The organism is Baaleninema sp., assembly GCF_049974805.1.
In the GTDB taxonomy this organism is placed as follows: domain Bacteria; phylum Cyanobacteriota; class Cyanobacteriia; order Cyanobacteriales; family Geitlerinemataceae; genus Baaleninema.
In genome coordinates, this window is the sequence record NZ_JBNGCO010000088.1 from 1 (window position 1) to 21579 (window position 21579).

Below are 21579 nucleotides of genomic sequence, written 5' to 3' on the forward strand. Positions count from 1 at the left end.
TTGTTCGTTTTCCACCCCCCGGCTTTTGATAACTTTTTCAGCAAACCCTATTTAGATATTTAATACATCTTTGCGATCTAGGGAAAGATGAGTTGGTGGCAGATAGTCTAGTCCCAAACGAGGAAGGAACGTGGCAGCTCTTGGCCTCGTTTCTCGTGGAAATTCAGGAAACACAAAACGCTTGGAACACGCAGGTTGTCCATCGAGAAACCGACACCCGCGAGGAATGGAACGGAATCGCCATCGAAGAAGTGGTACAACGGACACCGAAACCCTCAACGATCGCGTGGTGAAACCGCTTCCTCCCGCCATCTCCCTGACGTTGGAAATCCAACATTTGCGCTTACTTCAGCCTTCGACCACTCAAACGCCCAAATTTATCGATCGCTCGGGTCGGATTTTTCCCGATCCGCTTCTCAATAGCAACCAACGGTTTAGTTTGGAGATTTATGTGAGTGTTCCCGAACTCGAGTCCGAACTCGAGTCCGTCGAGTTGGGCGATCGCCCTCTGACGTACCGCGCTCAATGTTATCTTCGCAACCTCACCGATCGCTCGTCGGCGTCTTCCCCCTTCGCCGAAACACCACCGAAACCTCTCAGTTCGGGTCGATCTCACTATGCGATCGTACTCCCTGAACTGCAATTAAGCAGAGGCATACACCTGTTACAGGTACTCGTCCTTCTTCAAGATCGAAACTCTGCCAAACCCGTAGCCGCTTCTTCTTTTGAATTGCCCTGGCTTCAAGTTCTGTAATTTTACTATGAGTACTTTCGACTGGGAACGCTTTTTGAGACAGTGGAGCCAGGAGTTACTGGAATCAATTGAAGATCGGGGCGAGCCACTGTCTCTAGAGGCGATCGAGTCGGGCTGGTTGGGGTTTCCTGGGGCGACTGAGGCAGAAATTCTTCAGGCTGAAACCCGTTTGGGGACGAGGCTACCGACATCTTATCGCGAGTTTTTAAAAGTCTCCAACGGTTGGCGTCGGACGACGCCGTTTATCGATCGCCTGTGGTCTATGGAAAATATTGAATGGTTTCGAGTCCGACATCGAGCCTGGATTGAAGCGTTCGTCGCACGCGATCGCCGTCGTCAGAACAATCGAACGACTGGCAATAATTCGTTTCCGATTCCTTCGGTTCCCGACGAAACTTATTTGGTATACGGAGACGAGCAAGATTGCAGTCAGTTGCGGGTTGAGTACTTACATACGGCTTTGGAAATTAGCCGAAAAGGGGAATCTGCCATTTATCTTCTCAATCCCGAGATCGTCACGGCGGATGGAGAATGGGAAGCTTGGTTTTTTAGCGATTTGCTTCCCGGCGCCGATCGCTATCTATCGTTTCGCGACATGATGCAGGCGGAATATCGCAATTTTCTTGAGCTAAGAAATCATGGGGAAACGGATTCGACTCGTCCTGTTGTTTTAATCCTATTGTTTTAATACTATAAATGATTACATTTTTATGTTTTTTCGTGAGTTTAAATTCACCCAAATAGGCGCTTGATTTTTGATATAGTATAGTTTTGATTTATACGCGATTCACATGCGATTTATAAATCCTCCGTTACCGAGGAGCTGGGTTTCCAGAAATCTTCACCGGGGGGATAGAGGGGCTTGTAGGTGGAAGGCTGCCTTCGGATTGCTAGACATAGACATGGGAACAATGCCGTTGTAGATTGGCTAGAAGTTATGCCAAAAAACACCTCGAGACAAGCCCGAGGTGTTTGTAATTGTGAATTTGTAATTGTGAAAAACGATTTTGACTTGAATCGTTTTTGCCTTAACCGAACGTCCTACAGAATAGCGGCGTACTGTTCTTTTTCAGGAACGTCCGTGTATTCTGCAACAATTTGACGGAATTCTTCGCCGTCGATGGTTTCTTTTTCCACCAACAAATCGACGAGTCGATCGATAACAGCGCGGTTATCCCGCATAATCTGACAAGCATCGTCGTAGCACTGTTCGACAATCGTGCGAACCTGAGCGTCGATGCGAGCGGCGATGTCTTCAGAGTATTCCGATCGCGTCATCAAGTCGCGACCTAAGAACACTTCACCGGATTGGCTTTCCAGGGACATCGGACCGAGATCGGACATTCCAAACCGCGTCACCATCTGACGGGCCATGTTCGTCACCTGTTGCAAGTCGTTCCCCGCGCCAGTGGTGACTTCCGCATCGCCGAAAATCACCTCTTCAGCGGCACGTCCGCCCAAAGCCCCCGTAATGCGAGCGCGAATTTGAGAGCGAGAAATCAGGGTTTGGTCTTCCGAGGGAACGAACCAGGTCAGACCCCGAGCTTGTCCGCGCGGAACCAGGGTGACTTTTTGAACCGGGTCGTGGTCTTTCAGCAGAGTCCCAACGATAGCGTGACCGACTTCGTGATAGCCAATCAGACGCTTGCTCTTGCTATCGACGAGGGGAGTGCCTTCCATCCCAGCGACGACGCGATCGACCGCATCGTCGATTTCAGCCATTGTAATGGCCTCTTTGCGACGGCGAGCGGTGAGGATGGCGGCTTCGTTGAGCAGGTTGGCTAAGTCAGCCCCGGTAAATCCAGGGGTGCGACGGGCGATCGCATCGAGGGAGACTTCCGGTGCCAGTTTCTTATTGCGGGCGTGGACTTCCAGAATCGACAGGCGACCTTTGATATCGGGAGCGTCCACCGAAACTTGGCGATCGAACCGTCCGGGGCGTAACAGTGCCGAATCCAGAACGTCGGGGCGGTTGGTGGCGGCGATGATGATAATTCCGGTATTGCCCTCAAAACCGTCCATTTCCGTCAGGAGTTGGTTGAGGGTTTGTTCCCGTTCGTCGTTACCGCCACCGATTCCGGCGCCACGCTGACGACCTACGGCGTCGATTTCGTCGATAAAGATGATGCAGGGCGCGTTTTCTTTGGCTTTTTTAAACAGGTCGCGCACGCGGGAGGCGCCCACACCCACGAACATTTCCACGAATTCCGAACCGGAGATGCTGAAGAAGGGAACCCCGGCTTCTCCGGCGATCGCTTTGGCTAATAAGGTTTTACCGGTTCCCGGTTGTCCCACTAGCAACACGCCTTTGGGAATGCGAGCGCCGACGGCGGTAAAGCGTTCGGGTTTTTTCAGGAACGTGACGACTTCTTGGAGTTCTTCCTTCGCTTCGTCTACCCCGGCCACGTCGTCGAAGAGAACCCCGGTTTTCGCTTCCATTTGGAACCGCGCCCGAGACTTCCCGAAGTTCATGGCTTGTCCGGGGCCGCCGGGGGCGTTACTGGAGCGACGGAACAGGAAGAACAAGCCCGCAATCAGTAGGATGGGAAAGACGAGGTTGCCCAACAGTCCCCAAATGGCGCCGTCGTTCCGGGGCGGGTGGTTATCGAGGCTGACGTTGGCTTCCCGCAGTCGGGCGATCAGTTGGGGATCGTTGGCCGGTAAATCGACCCGCAGCCGTTGCACGCGGTTGTCGAGGTCGCGATCGACGGCTTCGACGATGGCGGTGCGTCCGCCTTCGTAGAGATCGACACTGGTGACGCGGCCGGCTTCGAGATAGTCGAGGAAGCGACCGTAACTCATGCGAGTTGCAGCGGCGTTATTTCCAGCCGTTACAGCGGATGAAGAGAACGCGCCTTGCCACAGGAAAAATCCGATGACGAGGATCGGCAGCGCCCAGAGTAAAGCGACTCTCCAAGAAAATTTCATATTGCAGCTATCTCCGGTTTCGGCAACGAACGATTATTTTTAAGCAGCTTTGCTAACTCATAATCTTAATCAAATGTAACATATCTTTCTGGCAGGCGTCGAAGTCAGCCTCCGGACGGCCGTTAAAGCGATCGCCTCTTCAACCCTCGCCTCTTCAACCCTCGCCTCTTCAAAAAAGAAGAGGTCAGACACCGTTGGTGCTGACCTCTCGGAGATAGAGTTAGAAAAACCCTAGACTTCGACAGGAACCTTAGAATCAGAAGCCGTGAGGCGTTCGTAAGCTTCGCGCATCTTCAGACCCACCAGCAGTTGGAACAAGCCCGTTCCGTCGTTGGCGCCGGGATATTCTTTGTGCTTCAGCAGCAGGTGAGCCAGTTCGCCGTAGTACTTCGTAGAAGTGTTGCTCAGATGTCCTTCGACGTAAATCATTTCTTCGAGGTTGTCGAAGCGACCGTCGACTTCGAGGACTGAAACATCGTGACCGTAGTAGTTATCGGGGCCGTAGAACAGTTTCAGACCGGGATAAGAGCAGGTCAGTTTGCGACCGCAAGGCGTCCAGTGAATGGTAGAGCCTTCGTCGAACAGATAAACCGGCTCGAAGCCATCGACGTCGTTGCGTTGAATCAACTGTACGCGCAGGATCTTGCGCTCTTTGTCGTCTTTGATGAGGTTCGTCGGCAGAATTTGGATGACGACGTCTGCGTGTTGTTTTTGAGGGTCGATGTATTTCTCGAAGTCAGGGCGGCGAGATTCGATCGAGGCCAGAACGTCTTCGTAAGTATGGCCCCGTTCTGCCATATCGCGCTGGATCTTCCAGGCAATTTTAACTTCGTCGCTGATGTCGAGGTAAACGCTGAAATCGAGCAGGTTCCGAACGCGCTCGTCGTAAATCGGGTGCAGACCTTCGATGACGATGATATTGTTCGGATCGACTCGTTCCGGGGGATCGAGTTCTCCAGTTTCGTGGTTGTAAATGGGTTTATCGACCGATTTTCCTTCTTTTAAGGCTTTGACCTGTTCGTACATCAAGTCAAAGTTGTTGGCTCTCGGATCGAGAGCGGTCACGCCGGCCGCTTTCCGTCCTTTGCGGTCTAAGCTGTGGTAGTCATCTAAGCAGATGACTGTCATCATGTCTTCACCGAACAAATCGGCGAGTCGGCGTAAAAACGTGGATTTTCCACAACCGGAGTCCCCGGCAACACCAATAAGAACCACGCGATCTGGCTTCGTGCTCATAAGTTTCCTCTATCGACACGTATGATTGTGTAACATCTCCCCACGCCAAGTCTAAAACGATGGCGTCGAGTTTCTCCTAGAATCGCTCCTAGGATTTCCTGTTTGGGGAGGACGGCAGGCCGTTTCCCCCGCTACAGGTTCCGACGATGTGTCTCACCGCCGTTAACCGGATCTCAATTTTTTAGTTCGTTTCCCACAGGTCGCACTGTACACCAGGCTCAGCCTGTACGTTTGTGTCGATTGTGGAAGGGCGACTCCAGCCTTGGCGATCGAGGCGTTTCCCCATTGCCATGACTACCTTACCAGAGAGGACTACCGCTGCGAACGCAGATCGGAAGATTGCTTTACTGGTTTGGGCGAGTTTCCCGCGCTCGAGTATCGATCTCAGACGCGAGGATTCTTGCCAAGCCAGCTCGCAACTCGTCCCTCGGAAAGCTGGATGCTACTACTGTGCATGAGATCTTTCCCCGAACCGATCGCCGTCAGCAGAGACGGTTCGATCGAGAACGACCTGGCTCTAGCGATAGAGCTTGCCACGGACGTTTCCCGAAACCCGCGTCAAGTTAACGCGATCATACTACAGCAGGAGGTCTGCTGTTTGCTTGGGAAGACTAAGGGCGTGTTTTTAAGTATTAGTACCAGTTGTGCGATAGATTTTACCAAAAGGGGATCGCCCCTACAAGTGTTCGATGGCGAGTGTGACTTCTGAGGATCGCACTTTTGGGGGATCGAGCAACAAATCTTTGAAGGAGTTGACTCGCGGTTGTGGTAGGGTCGTTGTTTGAGAGGGATCGAAAACGGTTCGCCCTCAACACTCACACCAATGGCATCAGTGGGTTGCCGATAGGCACCTTTCCCCTTGCAGATTTATCCCTATGTCTGACCTTCCTTTCACCCTAGATCAGTTACGCATCCTCAAAGCTATTGCATCTGAGGGGAGTTTTAAGCGGGCAGCAGATAGCCTGTACGTCTCTCAACCGGCCGTCAGCCTACAAGTTCAAAATCTCGAACGGCAGTTAAACGTACCGCTGTTCGATCGAGGAGGTAGACGGGCGCAATTGACTGAGGCGGGGCATTTGTTACTCAGTTACGGGGAAAAAATTCTCACGCTGTGTCAGGAAACTTGTCGCGCGATCGAGGATTTGCAAAATCTTCAAGGGGGAACGTTAATCGTCGGCGCTTCTCAAACGACGGGAACTTATTTGTTACCCCGCACCATCGGCGCGTTTCGACAGCGGTATCCGGACGTGGCGGTTCAGCTTCACGTGCATTCGACGCGACGCACGTCTTGGAGCGTGGCCAACGGACAGGTGGATTTGGCCATTGTTGGGGGGGAAGTGCCGACGGACTTACAGGATTCGTTGGAAATCGTTCCTTACGCGGAAGACGAGCTGGCGTTGATTTTACCGGCGTTTCATGCTTTGGCTCAACAGGAATCGATCGAGAAAGAGGAACTCTACAAGTTGAATTTCATCGCCCTCGATTCTCAATCGACGATTCGTAAGGTAATCGATCGCGTTCTCTCTCGTTGCGGTATCGATACGGGACGTTTGAAGCTGGAGATGGAACTCAATTCGATCGAGGCGATTAAAAGTGCCGTTCAGTCCGGTTTGGGGGCGGCGTTCGTCTCGGTATCGGCCATTGAAAAAGAGTTACAAATGGGCGTGTTACACCGCACGACGATTGACGATGTGGTGGTCAAACGCACCCTCAACGTGATTTACAATCCCAACCGCTATCGCTCGAAAGCCGCCGAAGCTTTTATTACGGAAATTTTACCGCTATTTTCGAGTCAGGAACTCGATCGCAAACTCGTGGAACCGGCGGTGACGAAAGAGGACATCGACGCCCCCAAAACCATCGAGACGGTTGAGGAAAGTTCGTCCTCGTGAGGGTACGCTCGAGATGATGGGATGATGGGATGATGGGATGATGGGATGATGGGAAATCTCCCCACATCATCACCTTCATCACTGGGTTTATGCTGACTATTGCTCTGCCGAAAGGTTCTCTGCTTAAAGACAGTATCGATCGCCTGAAATCGCTCGGTCTCGATTTCAGTGCGTTTCTCGACTCCTCGAACCGACAACTGCAAATCGTCGATGCCAGCGGCTCGGCCAAAGGCTTACTCGTTCGTGCGCAAGACGTTCCGGTTTACGTCGAATACGGACAGGCTCAACTGGGTATCGTCGGTTACGACGTGCTTCGGGAAAAACAGCCGAAAGTTGCCCATTTAGCGGATTTGGGCTTTGGGGGCTGTCGCTTGTCCGTGGCGGTGAAAGCCTCGAGTCCTTACCGACAACCCATCGAACTGCCGCCCCACGGCCGCGTGGCGTCGAAATTTGTTCGCTGTGCGCGGGAGTATTTCCGCGAGTTAGATTTACCGGTGGAAATCGTGCCGCTGTACGGTTCGGTGGAACTGGGGCCGATTACGGGAATGTCTGAGGCGATCGTGGATTTGGTGTCTACGGGACGCACGTTGAAGGAAAACGGCTTGATTGAAATTGCCGTGTTGTTTGAAAGTACGGCTCGACTGGTGGCGCATCCTCTGAGTTATCGCCTCGATGCGGACGGACTGCACGAGGTCGTTGACGGACTCCGGGGAACGGTTAAAACTCCGGTGTTGCAGTAGGAAGACGCTCAGGAAAGACGCCCAAGAAAAGGGAGCCTTTATCGGCTCCCTTGTATCCGTTCGTTGTCTCGGTTGACCAACTCAGCACCCGAAACTCTTAAAATTTCGGTCGAAACTTGGATGCGATCGCCTTTACGCTTCGACTTTGCGTTTGGCTAAACCGAACAGGCTTCCGACTGCCAACAACCCGAGCATCGTGGAGGGTTCGGGAACGTCTGCCGCAGGCGGGACGTTGGTGTTGTCGCTAAAGCGCAGGTTGTACAAGCCAGTGTGAGACACGCCGTCGTCCACGCTCGTCATGCCGGAGTCAAAAGCGTCTCCCATTGCGTAGAGAAACTTGGTGTCGCCTTGGTAGGTGACTTTGACGACTTCGCTCAGGTTGACGCCGCTGCTGTGGTTGAGGTGTCCGGCTAAGCCGACGAAGAGATCGCCGCTGCTGTCTGTGTTGACATAGCTGACGTTGGGATCGCTAAAGCGTTTGTAGCCGCCAAACATCTCAAAGCCCATCAAAGCCGCGCTGTAATCCGTGGTGGAGTAGTTGTCACTCACCCAGGTTTGAAAACCGGTCGAGGTATCGTGCCAAGCCTCGTAGAACCACTTATCGATCAGACGGTTTCCATAGTTTCCCGAGAGCCAATCGTTGGTGGTCAGGCTGCTGATGAAGACGTTTTCACCATCGACCGCGCCTTGCAGGACAGTGGCGTTCGTCATATCTGCGGCGTTGCTGTGGCTGGTGGTTCCCGACAGTTCGATGTTTCCGCCAGGATTGCTGAAATCACCTTGCAGTACGTCCGCGAGGTCGGCGGAGTTGTTGAGAACGGTGGAGGTGCCTTGTGCTTCGTAGAGCAGGTGAGTGCCAGAAACGCTCGCTCCGGTTATACTTCCAGCGAAGGCGGGGGCGGCAACGAAGGCACTGAGTCCCATTGCCGACGCGCTAATTAAAACTTTATTGACCAATCCAGACATGGTTACGAATCCCCAAACAGTGTGTGCAGAACGCTCGAACTTCAGAAAATCTATGGTGGTAGGAGGTCGAGAGAGCGACGGGTTCGAGTCTCAGCCCTAGCGTCTGGCTGGGCGATCGCTCTTTATCCTCCCAAGTCTTTTAAAGTCTTTGGATGCACTGCCCGACTTCAACCTTAGTTCTAATTATATGAAACGACTGTCTCAAAACCTTAAAGTTCCAATAGAGTTTTTGGCCTTTTCTATAAAGATTGCAATAAGAAAAGGTGCGATCGCGATCGCACCTTCGGTGAAATTGGGGTCGATACCGTTTTGGATTTTTATAGTTCGGTAAATGCCGATCCGCGATCGATTAGGAATTCTTAAAGCTCGAGTTTTGCTTCCGTAAAAACACGGAAATACGATCGACGGCTTCTTGCAAAACCCTCGGCTCGTGAACTAAGGCAAATCGAACGTAGCCTTCGCCGCCTTCGCCAAATCCCGCCCCCGGAGAGGCGGCGACTCCCGTTTCTTCGACGAGCTGGGTACAGAATTCAATGGAATGATTCTGCCAGGGTTCGGGCAGTTTCGCCCAAACGTACATCGTCGCCCGAGGTTTGGGAACGTTCCAACCGATGCCCTGTAAGGCTTCGACAAAAGCATCTCGACGTTTGCGGAAGGTTTCTGCGGTATGGGTGACAACGGTTGTATCGCCCTGGAGGGCTGCCATCGCACCGTTGAAAATTCCTCGATACTGGTTGAAATCGATGGCGGATTTGAGTTGGCGCAAGGCTAAGATCAGTTCGGCGTTGCCGATGGCGTAACCGACGCGAAATCCGCCCATATTGTAAGACTTGGACAGCGTAAAGAATTCGATCGAAACCTGTTTTTCGGGATCGGCTTGCAATACTGAAGGCGGCGCATCGCCCTCGAAAACTAAATCGGCATAGGGGAAATCGTGAACCAACACGATGTCCTGTTTCTGGCAAAACTGTACCGCCCGTTTGAAAAAGTCGATCGACGCCACCGCCGTGGTCGGGTTGTGAGGATAACTCAAAACCATCATTCGCGCCCGGTCTAAAACCTCAGACGGAATCGCCTCGAAATCCGGTAGAAACTGATTTTCCTCTCGTAAGGCCATGGGATAAATTCGCCCGCTGGCCAAATATACCCCGCCGCAATGGGAGGGATAGCCGGGGTCTTGGAGTAAGGCGTAATCCCCCGGATTCAGAATTGCCAGGGGAAGGTGCGCCGTTCCCTCTTGAGAACCGATTAGGGGCAGAACTTCCGTTTCCGGATCGACGTCAATGCCGTATTTGCGGGTGTACCAGGCGGCGGCGGCTTCGCGAAACGGTCGCGTTCCGTGAAACAGCAGGTATTGATGGGTACTGGGATCGCGAAGCGATCGCGCGATTTCGTCGAGAACGAAGTCCGCTGCGGGCAAATCTGACGATCCCAGAGACAAATCGATGAGGTCTCGCCCCAGCGATCGCGCTTTGGCTTTGGCGCGATCCATATCGGCGAAAACGTTGGCGCGGAGAGGGTTAAGGCGTTGGGCGAAGTGAACCATGAGAAGGTAGAGGGGCCAGAGACAGAAAAAACGACCGGGTTAACTGACAACCGAGTCGATCAGTTCGCCGAGTTTGGGTTTGGTAATCGCCCCTTCTCGGGACTCGACGAGCTGTCCGTTTTTAAAAAATCGCAGGGCGGGAACCCCTTCGACTTTATACTCTTTTACGGTGTCGGGGTTGGCATCGACTTCCAATTTGACCACTTTCAGGCGATCGGCATATTCGGCCGCCGCCCAGTCGATCGACGGCGACACTAACCGACAAGGACCGCACCAGGTCGCCCAAAAGTAGGCTAACACAGGGGTTTCGGACTGAACGACTTCAGCCTCGAATTGGGAATCGGTAATCGTAACAGGGCTACTCATGATTGAAAGAATCGACTGACTTTAACGATCGCGAGTTGAAACGTGCGTTCAAAAACACAGTGTAAACCGATACTGTCTCGACGTTAAAGTTCTGCGAGGGTTCGCCAGATACGAACGACTGACGGCGACGAGCCGTCTTCGAGGAGGACAACGACAAACAAAAGGGAAACCTCGCACGTTCGATCGCGCTCGATCGATCCCGACTGGGTTTCCCTGACTCAGTTACAACAGCGGTGCAGTGAAGGCCGTACAGACCATCCTAGAGGTTGTCTAACTCTTTCCGCAGTTTTTCGAGTTCGTCGTCCACTTCTGCCGAAGACGCCGCCGGAGTTTCTCCTTCCGGCAGTTGTTTGGGTTCTTCAGCTCCTGCAATCTGAGCTTTCATGGCGGCGAGTTCGTCGTCCACGTCGCTACCGGATTCGAGCATCGCGAACTGACTTTCGAGATCGGCGCCGGCGAGTTCCCCTGCGGCTTGCGATCGCGCTTCGGCCTCGAGGACTTTTTCCTCCATTCGATCGAAGGCACCCATCGCACTGCTGGTGTTAATCGAACCCATGGTGGTTTGCAGTTGCTCTTGGGCTTTGGCAGCTTGAATCCGAGCCTTGAGCATATTTTTCTTGGTTTTGGCTTCGGAAATCTTGCTTTCGAGCTGAACCAAGCTGCGCTTGAGGGTTTCGACTTGTTGCGACTGCGTATCCAGTTGCGTTTTCAGCGTCGTTGCCGTTTCGGCGTGAGACTTTTTACGGACGAGCGCCTCGCGAGCGAGGTTTTCATCACCTTTTTGCAGTGCCAGTTGCGCGCGGCTTTGCCATTGGTTGGCTTGGCTTTGCGCCTGGTTGTACTGTTGTTGCGTTCGCTTTTGCTGGGCGATCGATTTGGCGACGGCTTGGCGTAGTTGCACCAAATCTTCCTGCATATCGATAATCGATTGCTCCAGAATTTTTTCTGGATCTTCCGCCTTGTTCACCAGATCGTTGAGGTTCGCTCTCACAACGCGGCTAATGCGGTCGAATAGTCCCATAACTCTCTATTTCCTTCTGGCGGTTGACAACTGAAGACACTCGCTCCTCTTTCCAGTTTAACCAGTCAGCGCCCCATTGGGAGATGGGGAGAGGGGGAGGAACTGTTGACTGTTGACTGTTGACTGTTCACTGTTCCCGGTCTGCCCAGACTTCGGCGGAAATGCCGTCTTGTTCTAGGGCGTCGGCGAAGTCTTCAGCACTGGGGCGATCGTCTAAGGCAGCGACTTGGACTTTCGTACCGCTGGGGAATTCCCGTAAATAGGCATCGGGAACGACTTCTCGGACGCGATCGAGGGTAGCTGCGTTACCGTCGTAATCGACGAGAACGAAGTAAAAGCCGTAATAGTCATCGTTGCGCGAAATCGCGGGTTCGGGACGGGCTTCGGCCGTCTCTGCCTCTGCTTCTGCGGTTGTTTCTTCCGTTGTCGTGGAACTTTCTTCGGTTTCGTCAGTAGCGGGAGGATTGGATTTAGGCGCGAGTAAGGCAGAAATGTTGTCGAGGGTGTTTTCTTGGGGCGTCGTGTCCTGGGCTTGAGAGCCTTGTTGTGAGGTTTGAGGGCTGGGACTTGCGGCCACCGGAGGCGGAACGGGGGCGTCTACTTTGGGATCGAGACCGCTGAGGGTGTTTAAGTCGAGTTCGACGAATTCTTCGGAGGCTAAATCGGGGGAGCTAGGTACGCGGGGTTGGGTTTCGGCTGTGGTTTCGCTGTCGGAAGCGTCGGGGGGTGCGGTATCGGTGTCGGTTTGGCCGGTGGTTTCGCGACCGAGGAGTTTGTCGAGACCCAAGCGGTCTAAGCTGTTTGGGTTGGCCAGGACGTAACCCAAGGTGGCGCTGGCGGCTAGAAACAGTAAAATCGACCCGACGCCTAACGGGGTCATGAGACTTTTGTGCGATCGATCCTCGGAGGGTTCGGAAACGGGTTCGATTTGGCTGTCGAGCAGTTTTTCGGAGGATTCGAGATAGTCTTGAGGCGGAATGCTGCTGGGGGCAACGTCGGCGGCGAGGTTGGGCGCGTCGTTGGATGCGTCAGCGGCGGGAAGTTCTACCTGTTCGGGAAGGGGCGTCGAACTCGAGGGGCTGTCGTCTGAGGCGGTTTCGGAGGCGGGGGCGTTCGAGGGGGGCGGCGGTGCGAGCCGGCCTTCGACGATTTTCACGGTAGGAGGCGAACTCGGCGTTCGAGAGGCTGTGGATTTCAGGCGTTTGGCGGCGAGGCGATATCGTTCGAGTTCGTTGTCGAGCCGAACGTCCAAACTCCCCAAAGCCATCTGCAAAGCTGGATTTAATGAGGACTTGGCTGTGACGGGGGCAGATTTCGTAGAGGACAGTTGACGCATGAATTTCGACTCCAGCCTTTCTCTCGATCGCGACGGTGGAACAAACGGATGTGTAACAAACGGATATAGTCGTCCGAATTGTTTTGTGATTAGTTTAATCCTAACCTTCGCCTCCGTCCAGAGTTCGGGTCGGGAACAGGAGGACAGGCTTTGTGAAGAAATTTGAAAGAAAAGAGACGCTTGAAGGTATTTTTCAGGCGATCGCTAGAGACTTTTAGGGAGTGAGGAGAGAGATTGAAAATTTATGAGTTTTGAATCGATCGATCGCATTTTAAGGTCGCTTTCTGGGCTGTCTCAGTCCCCGGAACAAGGACAACTCGACGAGATCGATCGCCTGTGGGCGGAGGTCGCCGGGGACGCCATCGCCCGCTACAGTCGCCCGGTACGCCTGTCTCGTCAGGTGTTACAGGTGGCGGTGGCCACGCCGGTCTGGGCGCAGCAGTTGCAGTTTAAGCGCAGGAGGTTACTGGCGTCCCTTAACGCTCGCTTGTCGCCGCCGCTGACGGATATCCGCTTTTCGCCAGCCTTGTGGCATCGCCACCAAGAAAAGCCCGATCCGGCGCCTCAATTCGATTTGTCTCAGCATCCAAGCCTGTGGTCTCCTTCGGCGTTGCCGTCGCGGCCGCAGCGATCGCCCCGTCCTTCGGCGAAAACTCCCCGAGAAGCGTTTCAAGGGTGGGCCCAACGTCTCGGCGATCGCACCGACGGACTCCCCCTCTGTCCTCAATGTCACTGTCCGACACCGCCAGGGGAGTTACAACGATGGTCGGTCTGTGCTTTGTGCGCCTCTCGTTCTTTTGGTGAATCTGGGGGGCAATTTAGGGACTCTTAGCTTTCTCGAGCCGAGGGACTTTATCTCGCTACGATGTTAAGGAATGTAAAATACCTCCATCGATCGCCCCTCTAATCCCGAAACTTTTGAAAATCTGAAAACACTTTCAACTCGATCCCCGCTGTTTTTCTACCGTTTTAGCTTAATGTATTCCTCTATACCGTCTTTTGTTACAGATAATTCATTAAAAGTATCAAAACTTAATCAAACAACGTAAAACGACTAAATTTTATATTTTCTTTGGGATCGAGAAATAAGGATCGATCTACAATTAAGAGTAATAAAAGAGTTCAGAATTTTAAAGAACTTCTATGAAACCTCAAAGCTGCCCGATTTCAACCTGTCGGTCTTGCCGATACTACACCCCCGAAGGGCGTCGAGGAGGACAGTGCCAACAGCTTGGCGCTCCCGTTTGTGGTGGATGGAAAGCCTGTTCGCTAGGATTTCCACCGTTTGCACCCTCTTGGGAGTATCTGGAAAAATCGATTTCGATCGTGTCTCATGAAGCAGCACTACACGATATCATTCACGAGGAAAAACGTCCCGTCCGGTCGGAAACGGTGAAAACGGCCGTTTAATTTCAGGGTTTAAATTTCACCTGAGTCTGGGTATTCTGGAGTAGCCAGCACGATCGCCGTTGGTGGAATCGATCGCAGCGAACAGACTTAACCAGCACCCCGATCGAATCGACCCCTCCAGGCTGAAACAGGCTGGAGGGGAAAGGAGTCTCAAACCCCAGAGGCAGGCTGAGAGCGATCGCGGCGATCGCCATTCAAAGGTTTGCCAGCTAAGGAAGCCAGGGATACTGGCGAAAGTCGGGGGATCGTTTTTCCAAAAAGGCTTGTTTGCCTTCGGCACCTTCCTCCGTCATGTAATAGAGTAACGTCGCGTTTCCGGCGAGTTCTTGCAAGCCCGCTTGTCCGTCGCAGTCGGCATTAAAGGCAGCTTTGAGGCAGCGAATGGCAATGGGGCTTTTTTGCAAAATTTCCCGGGCCCAGGTTACGCCTTCGGTTTCCAACTCCTCAACGGGAACCACAGTATTGACCAATCCCATCTCTAACGCCTGCTGCGCGTCGTATTGGCGACAGAGAAACCAAATTTCGCGGGCTTTTTTCTGACCGACGATGCGGGCTAAATAACTCGCCCCAAACCCGCCGTCAAAACTGCCCACTTTCGGGCCGGTTTGTCCGAAAATGGCGTTCTCGGCGGCGATGGTGAGGTCGCAAACCACGTGAAGGACGTGGCCGCCGCCGATGGCATATCCCGCTACCAAGGCGATGACCACCTTGGGCATCGATCGAATCAGCCGTTGTAAGTCCAAAACGTTCAAGCGGGGGATACCTTCGTCGTCCACATACCCCGCTTTTCCCCGAACGCTTTGGTCGCCGCCGGAACAAAAGGCATATTTCCCGTCCGTGTGGGGGCCGGCACCGGTTAACAACACCACGCCGATTTGGGTATCTTCTCGGGCGTCGGCGAAGGCGTCGTACAGTTCGACGATGGTTTTCGGTCGAAAGGCGTTGCGTTTGTGGGGACGGTTAATCGTGATTTTGGCGATACCGTCGCTTTTGTGATAGAGGATATCTTCGTAGGTTTTCGCGGTTTGCCAGTTCGCTTCCATGTAAGAGTTACGAGTTGCAATGTACGGTGATTTGGCTCGATCGAGCCGTTATCCCCATCATCTCATTGCGGTGGCGTTTGCCGCTGTAGGACGCGATCGGCGGCTAAGAGGACGCTCATGGCGTTGATGAGTCGATCGCTCTCGCGAACCGCCCGTTCCGTTTCGTCGCCGAAGGTACTGGTGGCTTGGTGAAACGCTTCGATGAGTCCTTCGCGGTCTTGGGCTTGGACGAGTTGCGCCAATCGGGTAAAAGTTTCAGCTAAACGGGCGATCGATTCCCGGCGTTCGGCGTTGGCTAACATGATATCGGCGTAGAGAGAGGCGTCTTGACCGAAGAGGCGACTCACCGTATCGATACCCATGCGGTAGATGGGACTCGAGAGGTCTAAACTGCGGCCGATATCGATGTTTTCCTCGGCCAGAAAGACCCCCAAGCCGAAGGTGGAGAAATGGCGAATTGCTTGAATCGTCACCATCATGCGATCGTGTTCTTCCGGCGTGCAGTAGACCAAATCGCCGCCGTCTCGGTCCATTAAGTCGATTAACCACTGCGACGCCTGCGGGTCTCGACCGGGACAGATGGCGACTTTTTGGGAGAGGAAGGATTCGACGCCGGGTCCGAACATGGGGTGCAAGCCTACCACCGGGCCGCTGTGGGCGGCTAACATGACTTCCACGATGGGGGTTTTAATGCTGGTGATGTCGGCTAAAACGGCGGTGGGGGGGAGATATTTCGCCGTGTCGCGTACTACGTCCAGGGTGCGATCGATCGGTACCGAAATTAAGGCTAAATCGACATCGCCGAGTAAAGTTTTTGCATCGTCCCAATCCGTCCGTCCCAACAGACGAACTTCGTGGCCGGCGGCCTCGAAGCGGTTTTGGAAAAACCGCCCCATCATCCCTTTTCCGCCGACGATGGCGATGCGACGGGAGGGTTCGCCTTCAACGGAGAGGGGAGAACGGGCTAAGGCAGCGGTGCAACCACTGACGACATCTTGCCAAACAAAAGCCGGAACCCCAGCCTTTTGGAGTTCCGACGGTTCGATTGTCGAGTCTGGGGTGAGTTCGTTAGGGTGCGATCGCCCTAATAACGCGATACGTTTTCCCAGCAGTTCCACAAGCTGGCGATCGAGATCTCGAAGGGAATTTTCGCTCATCTAAATGTTTTAACTGTTTTCGACTTCCCGTCCGGCGAGGCTGTTGAGAATACTCGTTACGATCGACAAGACGATCGACCCCACCAGTGCTGGAAGGAATCCGTTCACGGTAAAGCCAGCGGTAAAATAGCCCACGAGCCAAATGCCGATGGCGTTAATCACGAACAGGAACAGTCCCAGCGAGAGTATTGTAATCGGCAAGGTCAGCAGGATTAAAATCGGACGCACGACGGCGTTGACTAATCCGAGAATCACGGCGGCGATGAGTGCGGCGGTGAAGCCTGTGAGTGTCAAGCCGGGGACGATATAGGCCGTGATGACGAGTGCTAGGGCTGTTAGCAGCCAAGTTACGAGAAATTTCGGCATCGTTTTTCGTTTGACGCGACAAGTTTCATTGTAACGCTGCCGATTTTTGGGTTGGGTGGGGTTTTCCGGCGTTTCGTCAACTGGAAAGACTCGAACAACTAGGAAACTCGAATCAGAAATTTCCGACGGGGTTTCGTACAAAATATGTTTTTACAAAATATGCTGGATTCGACTGTAGGCGTCTTCTTGTAAGCCTCGGGCCATGCGGAAGAGTTCGCGGCCGACGTGGAGATGGCGATCGTCGTAGTTGAGGGTGAAGTATTCTAATTCTTCGAGGCCGTCGTGGACTTGGTTGAGACAGTGGTAGATATCGGCGGCGACTCCAGCGAGGGAGGAGGGGTTGGGGGTCGATCGAAAGACGTTTTGAGCGCGATCGAGAAACACGCGACACTGACTTAAATACACCGCGAAATTCTCCATCAACTCGTCGTCGAAGGGGTCGGCGGAGAGTTCGTCGATTTGCGGGTCGAGGGCTTCGAGGATGCGATCGAGTTCAAAGTCGATGGGACGATAGACTCGTTGCAGCCAAAACGCCACCAATTCGTCGGCGCTGCGGGAGGTTTTACGGGCGGTGCGAGGGTTGGCGGTGGAGGTGGACGCGGTTTTCGATCGCGCGTGACGGGTCGATCTCGCAGTGGTGGCGTCTCGGCGTCGATCGTAGGATTGACGGGACGATCGATCGCCGAGAACCTCGTAAGCTGCGTTAATCTGCACGATCGCCTCTTTGGCCGAGCGATCGGGATTGCGATCGGGATGGAACAGCTTCACCAAACGACGGTAAGCCTGTTTGATTTCGGCCTGGGTTGCAGACCGATCGACCTTTAAAACCTCGTAATGGTTTGGCTCGTTTCTCACGGGCGATCGCGTCAAAACTTACGTCAAAACTTACGTCAACACAGCTTCCATCGTCAGTTGCGGGTCTTGGAACAGCGGCGTACTCAAATAGCGTTCGCCGAAGCTCGGTTGCACGACCACGATCAGTTTACCTTCATTTTCCGGACGCTGGCCGACGTGCAAGGCCGCGCACAAGGCCGCCCCCGTGGAAATCCCCGACAGCAAGCCTTCTTCAGCAGCCAGACGGCGGCCGTAGGCGATCGCTTCTTCGTCGGAGACGGACACCACTTCATCGATGAGGTTGGTATCGAGAACTTCCGGAACGAAACCGGCCCCGATTCCTTGGATTTTATGGGGTCCCGGTTTTCCGCCGGACAACACCGGACTGTTGGAGGGTTCGACGGCGATGGCTTGAAACGAAGGTTTGCGTTTTTTCAACGCCTGGGAGATTCCGGTAAGGGTTCCGCCCGTTCCCACCCCAGCGATGAGGATATCAACATGACCGTCCGTATCGTTCCAAATTTCTTCGGCGGTGGTTTTGCGGTGGATTTCCGGGTTCGCCGGATTTTGGAACTGCTGCAACATATAGGCGTTTTCCGTATTTTCGGCGATTTCCGAAGCGCGAGCGATCGCCCCGCGCATTCCTTCAACGCCGGGAGTCAGTTCCAATTGGGCGCCAAAAGCGCGTAACATGGCGCGGCGTTCCACGCTCATGGTGTCGGGCATGGTTAAAATCAGCTTGTATCCCCTGGCGGCGGCCACCATGGCCAAAGCAATTCCGGTATTTCCCGAGGTGGGTTCCACGAGAATTGTTTGGCCGGGAGTGATGCGCCCTTCTCGTTCGGCGACGTTAATCATGTTGACGCCGATGCGGTCTTTCACCGACGCGGCCGGGTTCATCCCTTCGAGTTTCATCACGAGACGGGCGACACAGCCTTCAGCTTGAGGTATCCGGTTGAGTTGAACCAGGGGGGTATGTCCGACGAGTTCGGTGATATTGTTGGCGATTTTCATAAGTTGTTAGGATTGCAAAAAATTCGAGGGTTAGGTCGAGTACTGCGATCGCGCGTCCGCTATCGGGGAACGAGCGCCTCAGATGTAATACATGATATTGACTTGATGTCGCGCATCTCGCTGGTCTTTGAGATCCTGAAGCGTGTATTTTTGTAACACTCCCTGGGCGCGATCGCGAACTTCTTGCCACATCTCTCGCACGATATCGCTTTCGACGGTTTGGGGTCGATCGCTGGTTTGAGCTTTTTGGCTGTTAGTACCTTCGATACATTCGAGGGCTTCGAGAAGCGTGATTTTCCACGGTTCCCGCGCCAAGAGATAGCCGCCTTTCGCTCCCCGTTGAGACCGAACCAGTCCCCCCCGTCGCAAGGTCGCTAAAAGCTGTTCGAGGTAGCGATCGGGGATGTTTTGTTGGCTGGCGATCTGCCGAATTTGCAACGGTTCCCCTTTAGCATGGTGGGCGGCGAGTTCGATTAAGGCCAATAGCGCGTATTCACTTTTACAAGAAAGTTCCACGATCGAAGCCGAACCTCAAAGACTGCGGGTCGAGACGGAATGACGCCTCAGAGTTCCCTCATTATACCCCGGTTCTCCAGTGGGGTTTGGTAGTTTTTGGGTGAAAACGAGGAGAGGTAGGGTGCGTGACGCGGCCGGAAAATGTGGCCGAAGTCAGGCCGATATCGTATTACCGCCTCACGCACCGCCCCACCGATCGCATACAAGGGTGCGTGACGCGGCCGGAAAATGTGGCCGAAGTCCGTTTAAGTGGCGCCTAATATCATATGTTTACAGTTTTGTCAATAGCTCTTTTAATTTGTAGAAACCCAAGCGGCAATCCACCAGAGACCATCGATCGAATAAAACGCGCCTAAGACCAACAACACCACGCTGGCAAACTTAACGATCGCCCCCGAATAGGGCAACAACGCCCGCGTTTGCTTGGCGAGTCCGGCGAACAAACTCGCGAAAAAGACAATCGCCGAAAAGCCCAGGGCGAAAGACGCCATGGCCAACGCCCCCAAGACGGGAGATCCCGTTTCCGCCCCCGCAGCCAGGACTGCAAACATCACCGGACTGCTACAGGGGGAACTCACCAGGGCAAAAGTTAAGCCGACACCAAACGAACCCGAGATGGGCAGTTTAGCGGAAGTTTGGGGCAGGGGCAACCGGACGACGCCCATCAAACTCAACGCCATGAGGATAACGATCGCCCCCACCCCCACCCGCACGAATCCAGCGTATTGAATCAACACCGCCGCCCCAAACGCGGAAAACAGTCCGAAGAGACTCAACATCGTCACGACGCCCAGAACGAACCCCGTGGCTTTTTTGAAAGCTTCCCAACCAGAGGTAATGTCTCGCGTTCCGATGTAGCTGAGGTTGACGGGGAGTAAGCCGAGGACGCAGGGGGAAATGCTGACGACTAAGCCGCCGAGAAACGACAGGGGAAGCAAAACCCAGGCGCGATCGAGCGATTGTCGGGCGTACCAGTCGTGATAACCTATCCCAATGTCGAAAGCCAGAGTTTCCAAAGAATGGAGAAGGTTCGTTTGTCCGATGACAGCGGCGAGGAGTGCGATCGCCAGCGTCAAAGCGAAAACGACACCGTAGCGTCGAAAAAATTTCACCAAATATCTGTACTTCAGCGGTTCGCGTTGAGAAGACATAGATTTAGCTGTGAAAAAGCGTATCGAAAACCGTTAAAGAATAGGTTAAAAATTACGAGATCCCTCGTATCCCGATAAATCCGCAAGTCTATCTAAAGAATAACCGCCCCGATAGAGGCGTCCGTTAATTTCCCAAGTCGGATAGGCTTGAATACCTTTGCGGGCGCAGAGTTGCGGTTGTGGGTTTTCGCCTCGAGGATCGCACTCAATGCGGGTAATTTCCTCATACGCCGATGCGCCGAACTGCTCTTTTTGGTAGCGACAGACAGGACACCAGTACGTCTCGTACACTCTCGCCTCGATCGCTTTGAGATGACGGGCGAGGGCGAGTTTAGCCGGAATCGAAGGCGTCGAGGCAGTTTGAGACGACGACTGAGACGGCTGTTGCACTGTCCGGGGAATCGGGGTTGAGGGGTTGGCGGCGCGTTCGGCGTTCTGTTGGGCGATGGCGAGATTTTGTTGGTATTGAGTAATTTTTTCCTGGGCTTTGTCGCCGTGGGGATGCGTTTCAGGAACAGTTTTCAGAAGCTCGATCGCTCGTTGCCACTGACTCGCCACCAGTTGCCAGTCTGACTCCGATTGTGCCGATCGCGCGAACGTAGCCGCCCCCATCGCCGTATCGAGTCCCTGTTGCCAAGGATCGGGAGTACTTCTGGGGGTGGCTGTAGGTGTTGGCGTTACCGTCGGTGCGATGTCGGGGGTAGAGGCGGTGGACGAGGCGGAAGTGGTGGGTTCCGTACATCCCAGCAAACCCAAGACACAGAGCGTTAGGAGTCCAGTGCGAGACCGTCTCATGGCCAGAGAGCTAACTCTACCGAAAATTTTGGGGTTAGAGCCTCGCCCTTCTAGGGCGACTTTTTGATTGCATATTTCAACGATCTTTGCTAGTCTAAAAACAGGTTATGCCGTTTTTAGGTGATGATTAACCTCACGTATCAGTACAAGCTTGCGCCCACCCAACAGCAGCAACAGACCTATGACGAATGGCTAGAAACCTCTCGTCGGGTCTGGAACTATGCTTTAGCAGAGCGCAAAGACTGGTACAAGTCGAGAGCCTGTCTCATCGACCGATGCTCTCTTCGAGGTGAGTACATTATTCCCCCCGACGCGCCCCGACCCAGCTTTTCAAGCCAATGCAAAGCCTTAACCCAAGCTCGAAAAGCCTATCCTAAGCTAGGTGCAGCTAATGCTCAAATGCTGCAACAGGTTTTACGACGTTTAGAGAAAGCCTTTGTCTCGATGTGGGAAAGAGGACATGGATTCCCCAGATTCAAGAAACCGGGGAGATTGCGTTCTCTGCTGT

At 53.7% G+C, this 21579-nt stretch carries 24 protein-coding genes; 9 read left to right on the top strand and 15 right to left on the bottom strand.

The genetic code is table 11. The features are described from left to right. Window positions 1-140 precede the first annotated feature (140 nt). The 3 genes from ACP5D4_RS15780 to ACP5D4_RS15790 are packed head-to-tail and all read left to right on the top strand — an operon-like array spanning window position 141 to window position 1442. On the top strand, window positions 141-293 hold the full coding sequence (locus ACP5D4_RS15780) for a hypothetical protein (RefSeq protein ID WP_428012585.1): 153 nt from the start codon (window positions 141-143) through the stop codon (window positions 291-293). Further along, on the top strand, window positions 290-754 hold the full coding sequence (locus ACP5D4_RS15785) for a hypothetical protein (RefSeq protein WP_428012586.1): 465 nt from the start codon (window positions 290-292) through the stop codon (window positions 752-754). Before ACP5D4_RS15780 ends, ACP5D4_RS15785 begins: the two co-directional genes overlap by 4 nt. Before the next feature lie 7 nt (window positions 755-761). Beyond that, complete coding sequence (locus ACP5D4_RS15790; protein WP_428012587.1) at window positions 762-1442, top strand: SMI1/KNR4 family protein; 681 nt, start codon at window positions 762-764, stop codon at window positions 1440-1442. A gap of 353 nt (window positions 1443-1795) precedes the next feature. On the opposite strand, the gene ftsH2 is transcribed toward ACP5D4_RS15790, so the two are convergent. Together ftsH2 and ACP5D4_RS15800 are read right to left on the bottom strand one after the other, a co-directional pair. Further along, a complete protein-coding gene (gene ftsH2 / locus ACP5D4_RS15795; protein ID WP_428012588.1) occupies window positions 1796-3682 on the bottom strand; it encodes an ATP-dependent zinc metalloprotease FtsH2 in 1887 nt (628 codons plus the stop codon). 231 nt (window positions 3683-3913) lie between these two features. Then, the gene (locus ACP5D4_RS15800) at window positions 3914-4918 is read right to left on the bottom strand and encodes a phosphoribulokinase (protein ID WP_428012589.1); all 1005 of its coding nucleotides are present in this window, start codon (window positions 4916-4918) and stop codon (window positions 3914-3916) included. Between the two features lie 875 nt (window positions 4919-5793). Here ACP5D4_RS15800 and ACP5D4_RS15805 point away from each other — a divergent pair. Beyond that, on the top strand, window positions 5794-6810 hold the full coding sequence (locus ACP5D4_RS15805) for a LysR family transcriptional regulator (protein WP_428012590.1): 1017 nt from the start codon (window positions 5794-5796) through the stop codon (window positions 6808-6810). Window positions 6811-6899: 89 nt separating this feature from the next. Further along, window positions 6900-7550, top strand: coding sequence for an ATP phosphoribosyltransferase (hisG, locus tag ACP5D4_RS15810; protein WP_428012591.1), 651 nt, complete (start codon window positions 6900-6902; stop codon window positions 7548-7550). A gap of 132 nt (window positions 7551-7682) precedes the next feature. Here hisG and ACP5D4_RS15815 read toward each other — a convergent pair whose 3' ends face one another. From ACP5D4_RS15815 to ACP5D4_RS15835, 5 genes are all read right to left on the bottom strand, one after another. Continuing rightward, window positions 7683-8516: an NF038130 family PEP-CTERM protein gene (locus tag ACP5D4_RS15815; protein ID WP_428012592.1), complete on the bottom strand. Its 834-nt coding sequence runs from the start codon at window positions 8514-8516 to the stop codon at window positions 7683-7685. 349 nt (window positions 8517-8865) lie between these two features. Next, a complete protein-coding gene (locus ACP5D4_RS15820; RefSeq protein ID WP_428012593.1) occupies window positions 8866-10062 on the bottom strand; it encodes an LL-diaminopimelate aminotransferase in 1197 nt (398 codons plus the stop codon). Between the two features lie 39 nt (window positions 10063-10101). After that, window positions 10102-10428: a thioredoxin gene (gene trxA, locus ACP5D4_RS15825; RefSeq protein WP_428012594.1), complete on the bottom strand. Its 327-nt coding sequence runs from the start codon at window positions 10426-10428 to the stop codon at window positions 10102-10104. Between the two features lie 259 nt (window positions 10429-10687). After that, window positions 10688-11449, bottom strand: coding sequence for a PspA/IM30 family protein (locus tag ACP5D4_RS15830; protein ID WP_428012595.1), 762 nt, complete (start codon window positions 11447-11449; stop codon window positions 10688-10690). A 127-nt stretch (window positions 11450-11576) separates the two neighbouring features. Then, window positions 11577-12785, bottom strand: a complete 1209-nt coding sequence (locus ACP5D4_RS15835; RefSeq protein ID WP_428012596.1) for a hypothetical protein — start codon at window positions 12783-12785, stop codon at window positions 11577-11579. Between the two features lie 244 nt (window positions 12786-13029). Between ACP5D4_RS15835 and ACP5D4_RS15840 the strand changes: the two genes are divergently transcribed. Together ACP5D4_RS15840 and ACP5D4_RS15845 are read left to right on the top strand one after the other, a co-directional pair. Further along, on the top strand, window positions 13030-13617 hold the full coding sequence (locus tag ACP5D4_RS15840) for a DciA family protein (protein WP_428012597.1): 588 nt from the start codon (window positions 13030-13032) through the stop codon (window positions 13615-13617). Between the two features lie 311 nt (window positions 13618-13928). Then, window positions 13929-14195, top strand: coding sequence for a hypothetical protein (locus ACP5D4_RS15845; protein WP_428012598.1), 267 nt, complete (start codon window positions 13929-13931; stop codon window positions 14193-14195). A 209-nt stretch (window positions 14196-14404) separates the two neighbouring features. Here ACP5D4_RS15845 and menB read toward each other — a convergent pair whose 3' ends face one another. The 6 genes from menB to ACP5D4_RS15875 form a co-directional block, all read right to left on the bottom strand. Continuing rightward, entirely contained in the window at window positions 14405-15238 is an 834-nt protein-coding gene (gene menB, locus ACP5D4_RS15850) for a 1,4-dihydroxy-2-naphthoyl-CoA synthase (protein ID WP_428012599.1), read from the bottom strand. Between the two features lie 62 nt (window positions 15239-15300). Then, the gene (tyrA, locus tag ACP5D4_RS15855) at window positions 15301-16395 is read right to left on the bottom strand and encodes a bifunctional chorismate mutase/prephenate dehydrogenase (RefSeq protein WP_428012600.1); all 1095 of its coding nucleotides are present in this window, start codon (window positions 16393-16395) and stop codon (window positions 15301-15303) included. 9 nt (window positions 16396-16404) lie between these two features. After that, window positions 16405-16761, bottom strand: a complete 357-nt coding sequence (locus ACP5D4_RS15860) for a phage holin family protein (protein ID WP_428012601.1) — start codon at window positions 16759-16761, stop codon at window positions 16405-16407. Between the two features lie 150 nt (window positions 16762-16911). Next, window positions 16912-17616: a J domain-containing protein gene (locus ACP5D4_RS15865; protein ID WP_428012602.1), complete on the bottom strand. Its 705-nt coding sequence runs from the start codon at window positions 17614-17616 to the stop codon at window positions 16912-16914. Window positions 17617-17646: 30 nt separating this feature from the next. Next, window positions 17647-18609: a cysteine synthase A gene (cysK, locus tag ACP5D4_RS15870; RefSeq protein WP_428012603.1), complete on the bottom strand. Its 963-nt coding sequence runs from the start codon at window positions 18607-18609 to the stop codon at window positions 17647-17649. Between the two features lie 78 nt (window positions 18610-18687). After that, entirely contained in the window at window positions 18688-19125 is a 438-nt protein-coding gene (locus tag ACP5D4_RS15875) for an RrF2 family transcriptional regulator (RefSeq protein WP_428012604.1), read from the bottom strand. 125 nt (window positions 19126-19250) lie between these two features. Between ACP5D4_RS15875 and ACP5D4_RS15880 the strand changes: the two genes are divergently transcribed. Further along, entirely contained in the window at window positions 19251-19385 is a 135-nt protein-coding gene (locus ACP5D4_RS15880; RefSeq protein ID WP_428012605.1) for a hypothetical protein, read from the top strand. A 33-nt stretch (window positions 19386-19418) separates the two neighbouring features. On the opposite strand, the gene ACP5D4_RS15885 is transcribed toward ACP5D4_RS15880, so the two are convergent. Both ACP5D4_RS15885 and ACP5D4_RS15890 read right to left on the bottom strand, forming a co-directional pair. Continuing rightward, the gene (locus ACP5D4_RS15885) at window positions 19419-20276 is read right to left on the bottom strand and encodes a cytochrome c biogenesis protein CcdA (RefSeq protein WP_428012606.1); all 858 of its coding nucleotides are present in this window, start codon (window positions 20274-20276) and stop codon (window positions 19419-19421) included. A gap of 45 nt (window positions 20277-20321) precedes the next feature. Beyond that, window positions 20322-21071, bottom strand: a complete 750-nt coding sequence (locus ACP5D4_RS15890) for a hypothetical protein (protein WP_428012607.1) — start codon at window positions 21069-21071, stop codon at window positions 20322-20324. Between the two features lie 123 nt (window positions 21072-21194). Between ACP5D4_RS15890 and ACP5D4_RS15895 the strand changes: the two genes are divergently transcribed. After that, window positions 21195-21579: helix-turn-helix domain-containing protein (locus ACP5D4_RS15895; protein ID WP_428012608.1), on the top strand; the 385-nt coding region annotated here is incomplete at its 3' end.

Excerpts from the sequence above, each read along its gene's own strand:
- ACP5D4_RS15790 (WP_428012587.1), top strand. The coding sequence starts at position 762 with ATGAGTACTTTCGACTGGGAACGCTTTTTGAGACAGTGGAGCCAGGAG.
- ftsH2 (WP_428012588.1), bottom strand. The coding sequence starts at position 3,682 with ATGAAATTTTCTTGGAGAGTCGCTTTACTCTGGGCGCTGCCGATCCTC.
- ACP5D4_RS15800 (WP_428012589.1), bottom strand. The coding sequence starts at position 4,918 with ATGAGCACGAAGCCAGATCGCGTGGTTCTTATTGGTGTTGCCGGGGAC.
- ACP5D4_RS15805 (WP_428012590.1), top strand. The coding sequence starts at position 5,794 with ATGTCTGACCTTCCTTTCACCCTAGATCAGTTACGCATCCTCAAAGCT.
- hisG (WP_428012591.1), top strand. The coding sequence starts at position 6,900 with ATGCTGACTATTGCTCTGCCGAAAGGTTCTCTGCTTAAAGACAGTATC.
- ACP5D4_RS15815 (WP_428012592.1), bottom strand. The coding sequence starts at position 8,516 with ATGTCTGGATTGGTCAATAAAGTTTTAATTAGCGCGTCGGCAATGGGA.
- ACP5D4_RS15820 (WP_428012593.1), bottom strand. The coding sequence starts at position 10,062 with ATGGTTCACTTCGCCCAACGCCTTAACCCTCTCCGCGCCAACGTTTTC.
- trxA (WP_428012594.1), bottom strand. The coding sequence starts at position 10,428 with ATGAGTAGCCCTGTTACGATTACCGATTCCCAATTCGAGGCTGAAGTC.
- ACP5D4_RS15830 (WP_428012595.1), bottom strand. The coding sequence starts at position 11,449 with ATGGGACTATTCGACCGCATTAGCCGCGTTGTGAGAGCGAACCTCAAC.
- ACP5D4_RS15835 (WP_428012596.1), bottom strand. The coding sequence starts at position 12,785 with ATGCGTCAACTGTCCTCTACGAAATCTGCCCCCGTCACAGCCAAGTCC.
- ACP5D4_RS15840 (WP_428012597.1), top strand. The coding sequence starts at position 13,030 with ATGAGTTTTGAATCGATCGATCGCATTTTAAGGTCGCTTTCTGGGCTG.
- ACP5D4_RS15845 (WP_428012598.1), top strand. The coding sequence starts at position 13,929 with ATGAAACCTCAAAGCTGCCCGATTTCAACCTGTCGGTCTTGCCGATAC.
- menB (WP_428012599.1), bottom strand. The coding sequence starts at position 15,238 with ATGGAAGCGAACTGGCAAACCGCGAAAACCTACGAAGATATCCTCTAT.
- tyrA (WP_428012600.1), bottom strand. The coding sequence starts at position 16,395 with ATGAGCGAAAATTCCCTTCGAGATCTCGATCGCCAGCTTGTGGAACTG.
- ACP5D4_RS15860 (WP_428012601.1), bottom strand. The coding sequence starts at position 16,761 with ATGCCGAAATTTCTCGTAACTTGGCTGCTAACAGCCCTAGCACTCGTC.
- cysK (WP_428012603.1), bottom strand. The coding sequence starts at position 18,609 with ATGAAAATCGCCAACAATATCACCGAACTCGTCGGACATACCCCCCTG.
- ACP5D4_RS15885 (WP_428012606.1), bottom strand. The coding sequence starts at position 20,276 with ATGTCTTCTCAACGCGAACCGCTGAAGTACAGATATTTGGTGAAATTT.
- ACP5D4_RS15890 (WP_428012607.1), bottom strand. The coding sequence starts at position 21,071 with ATGAGACGGTCTCGCACTGGACTCCTAACGCTCTGTGTCTTGGGTTTG.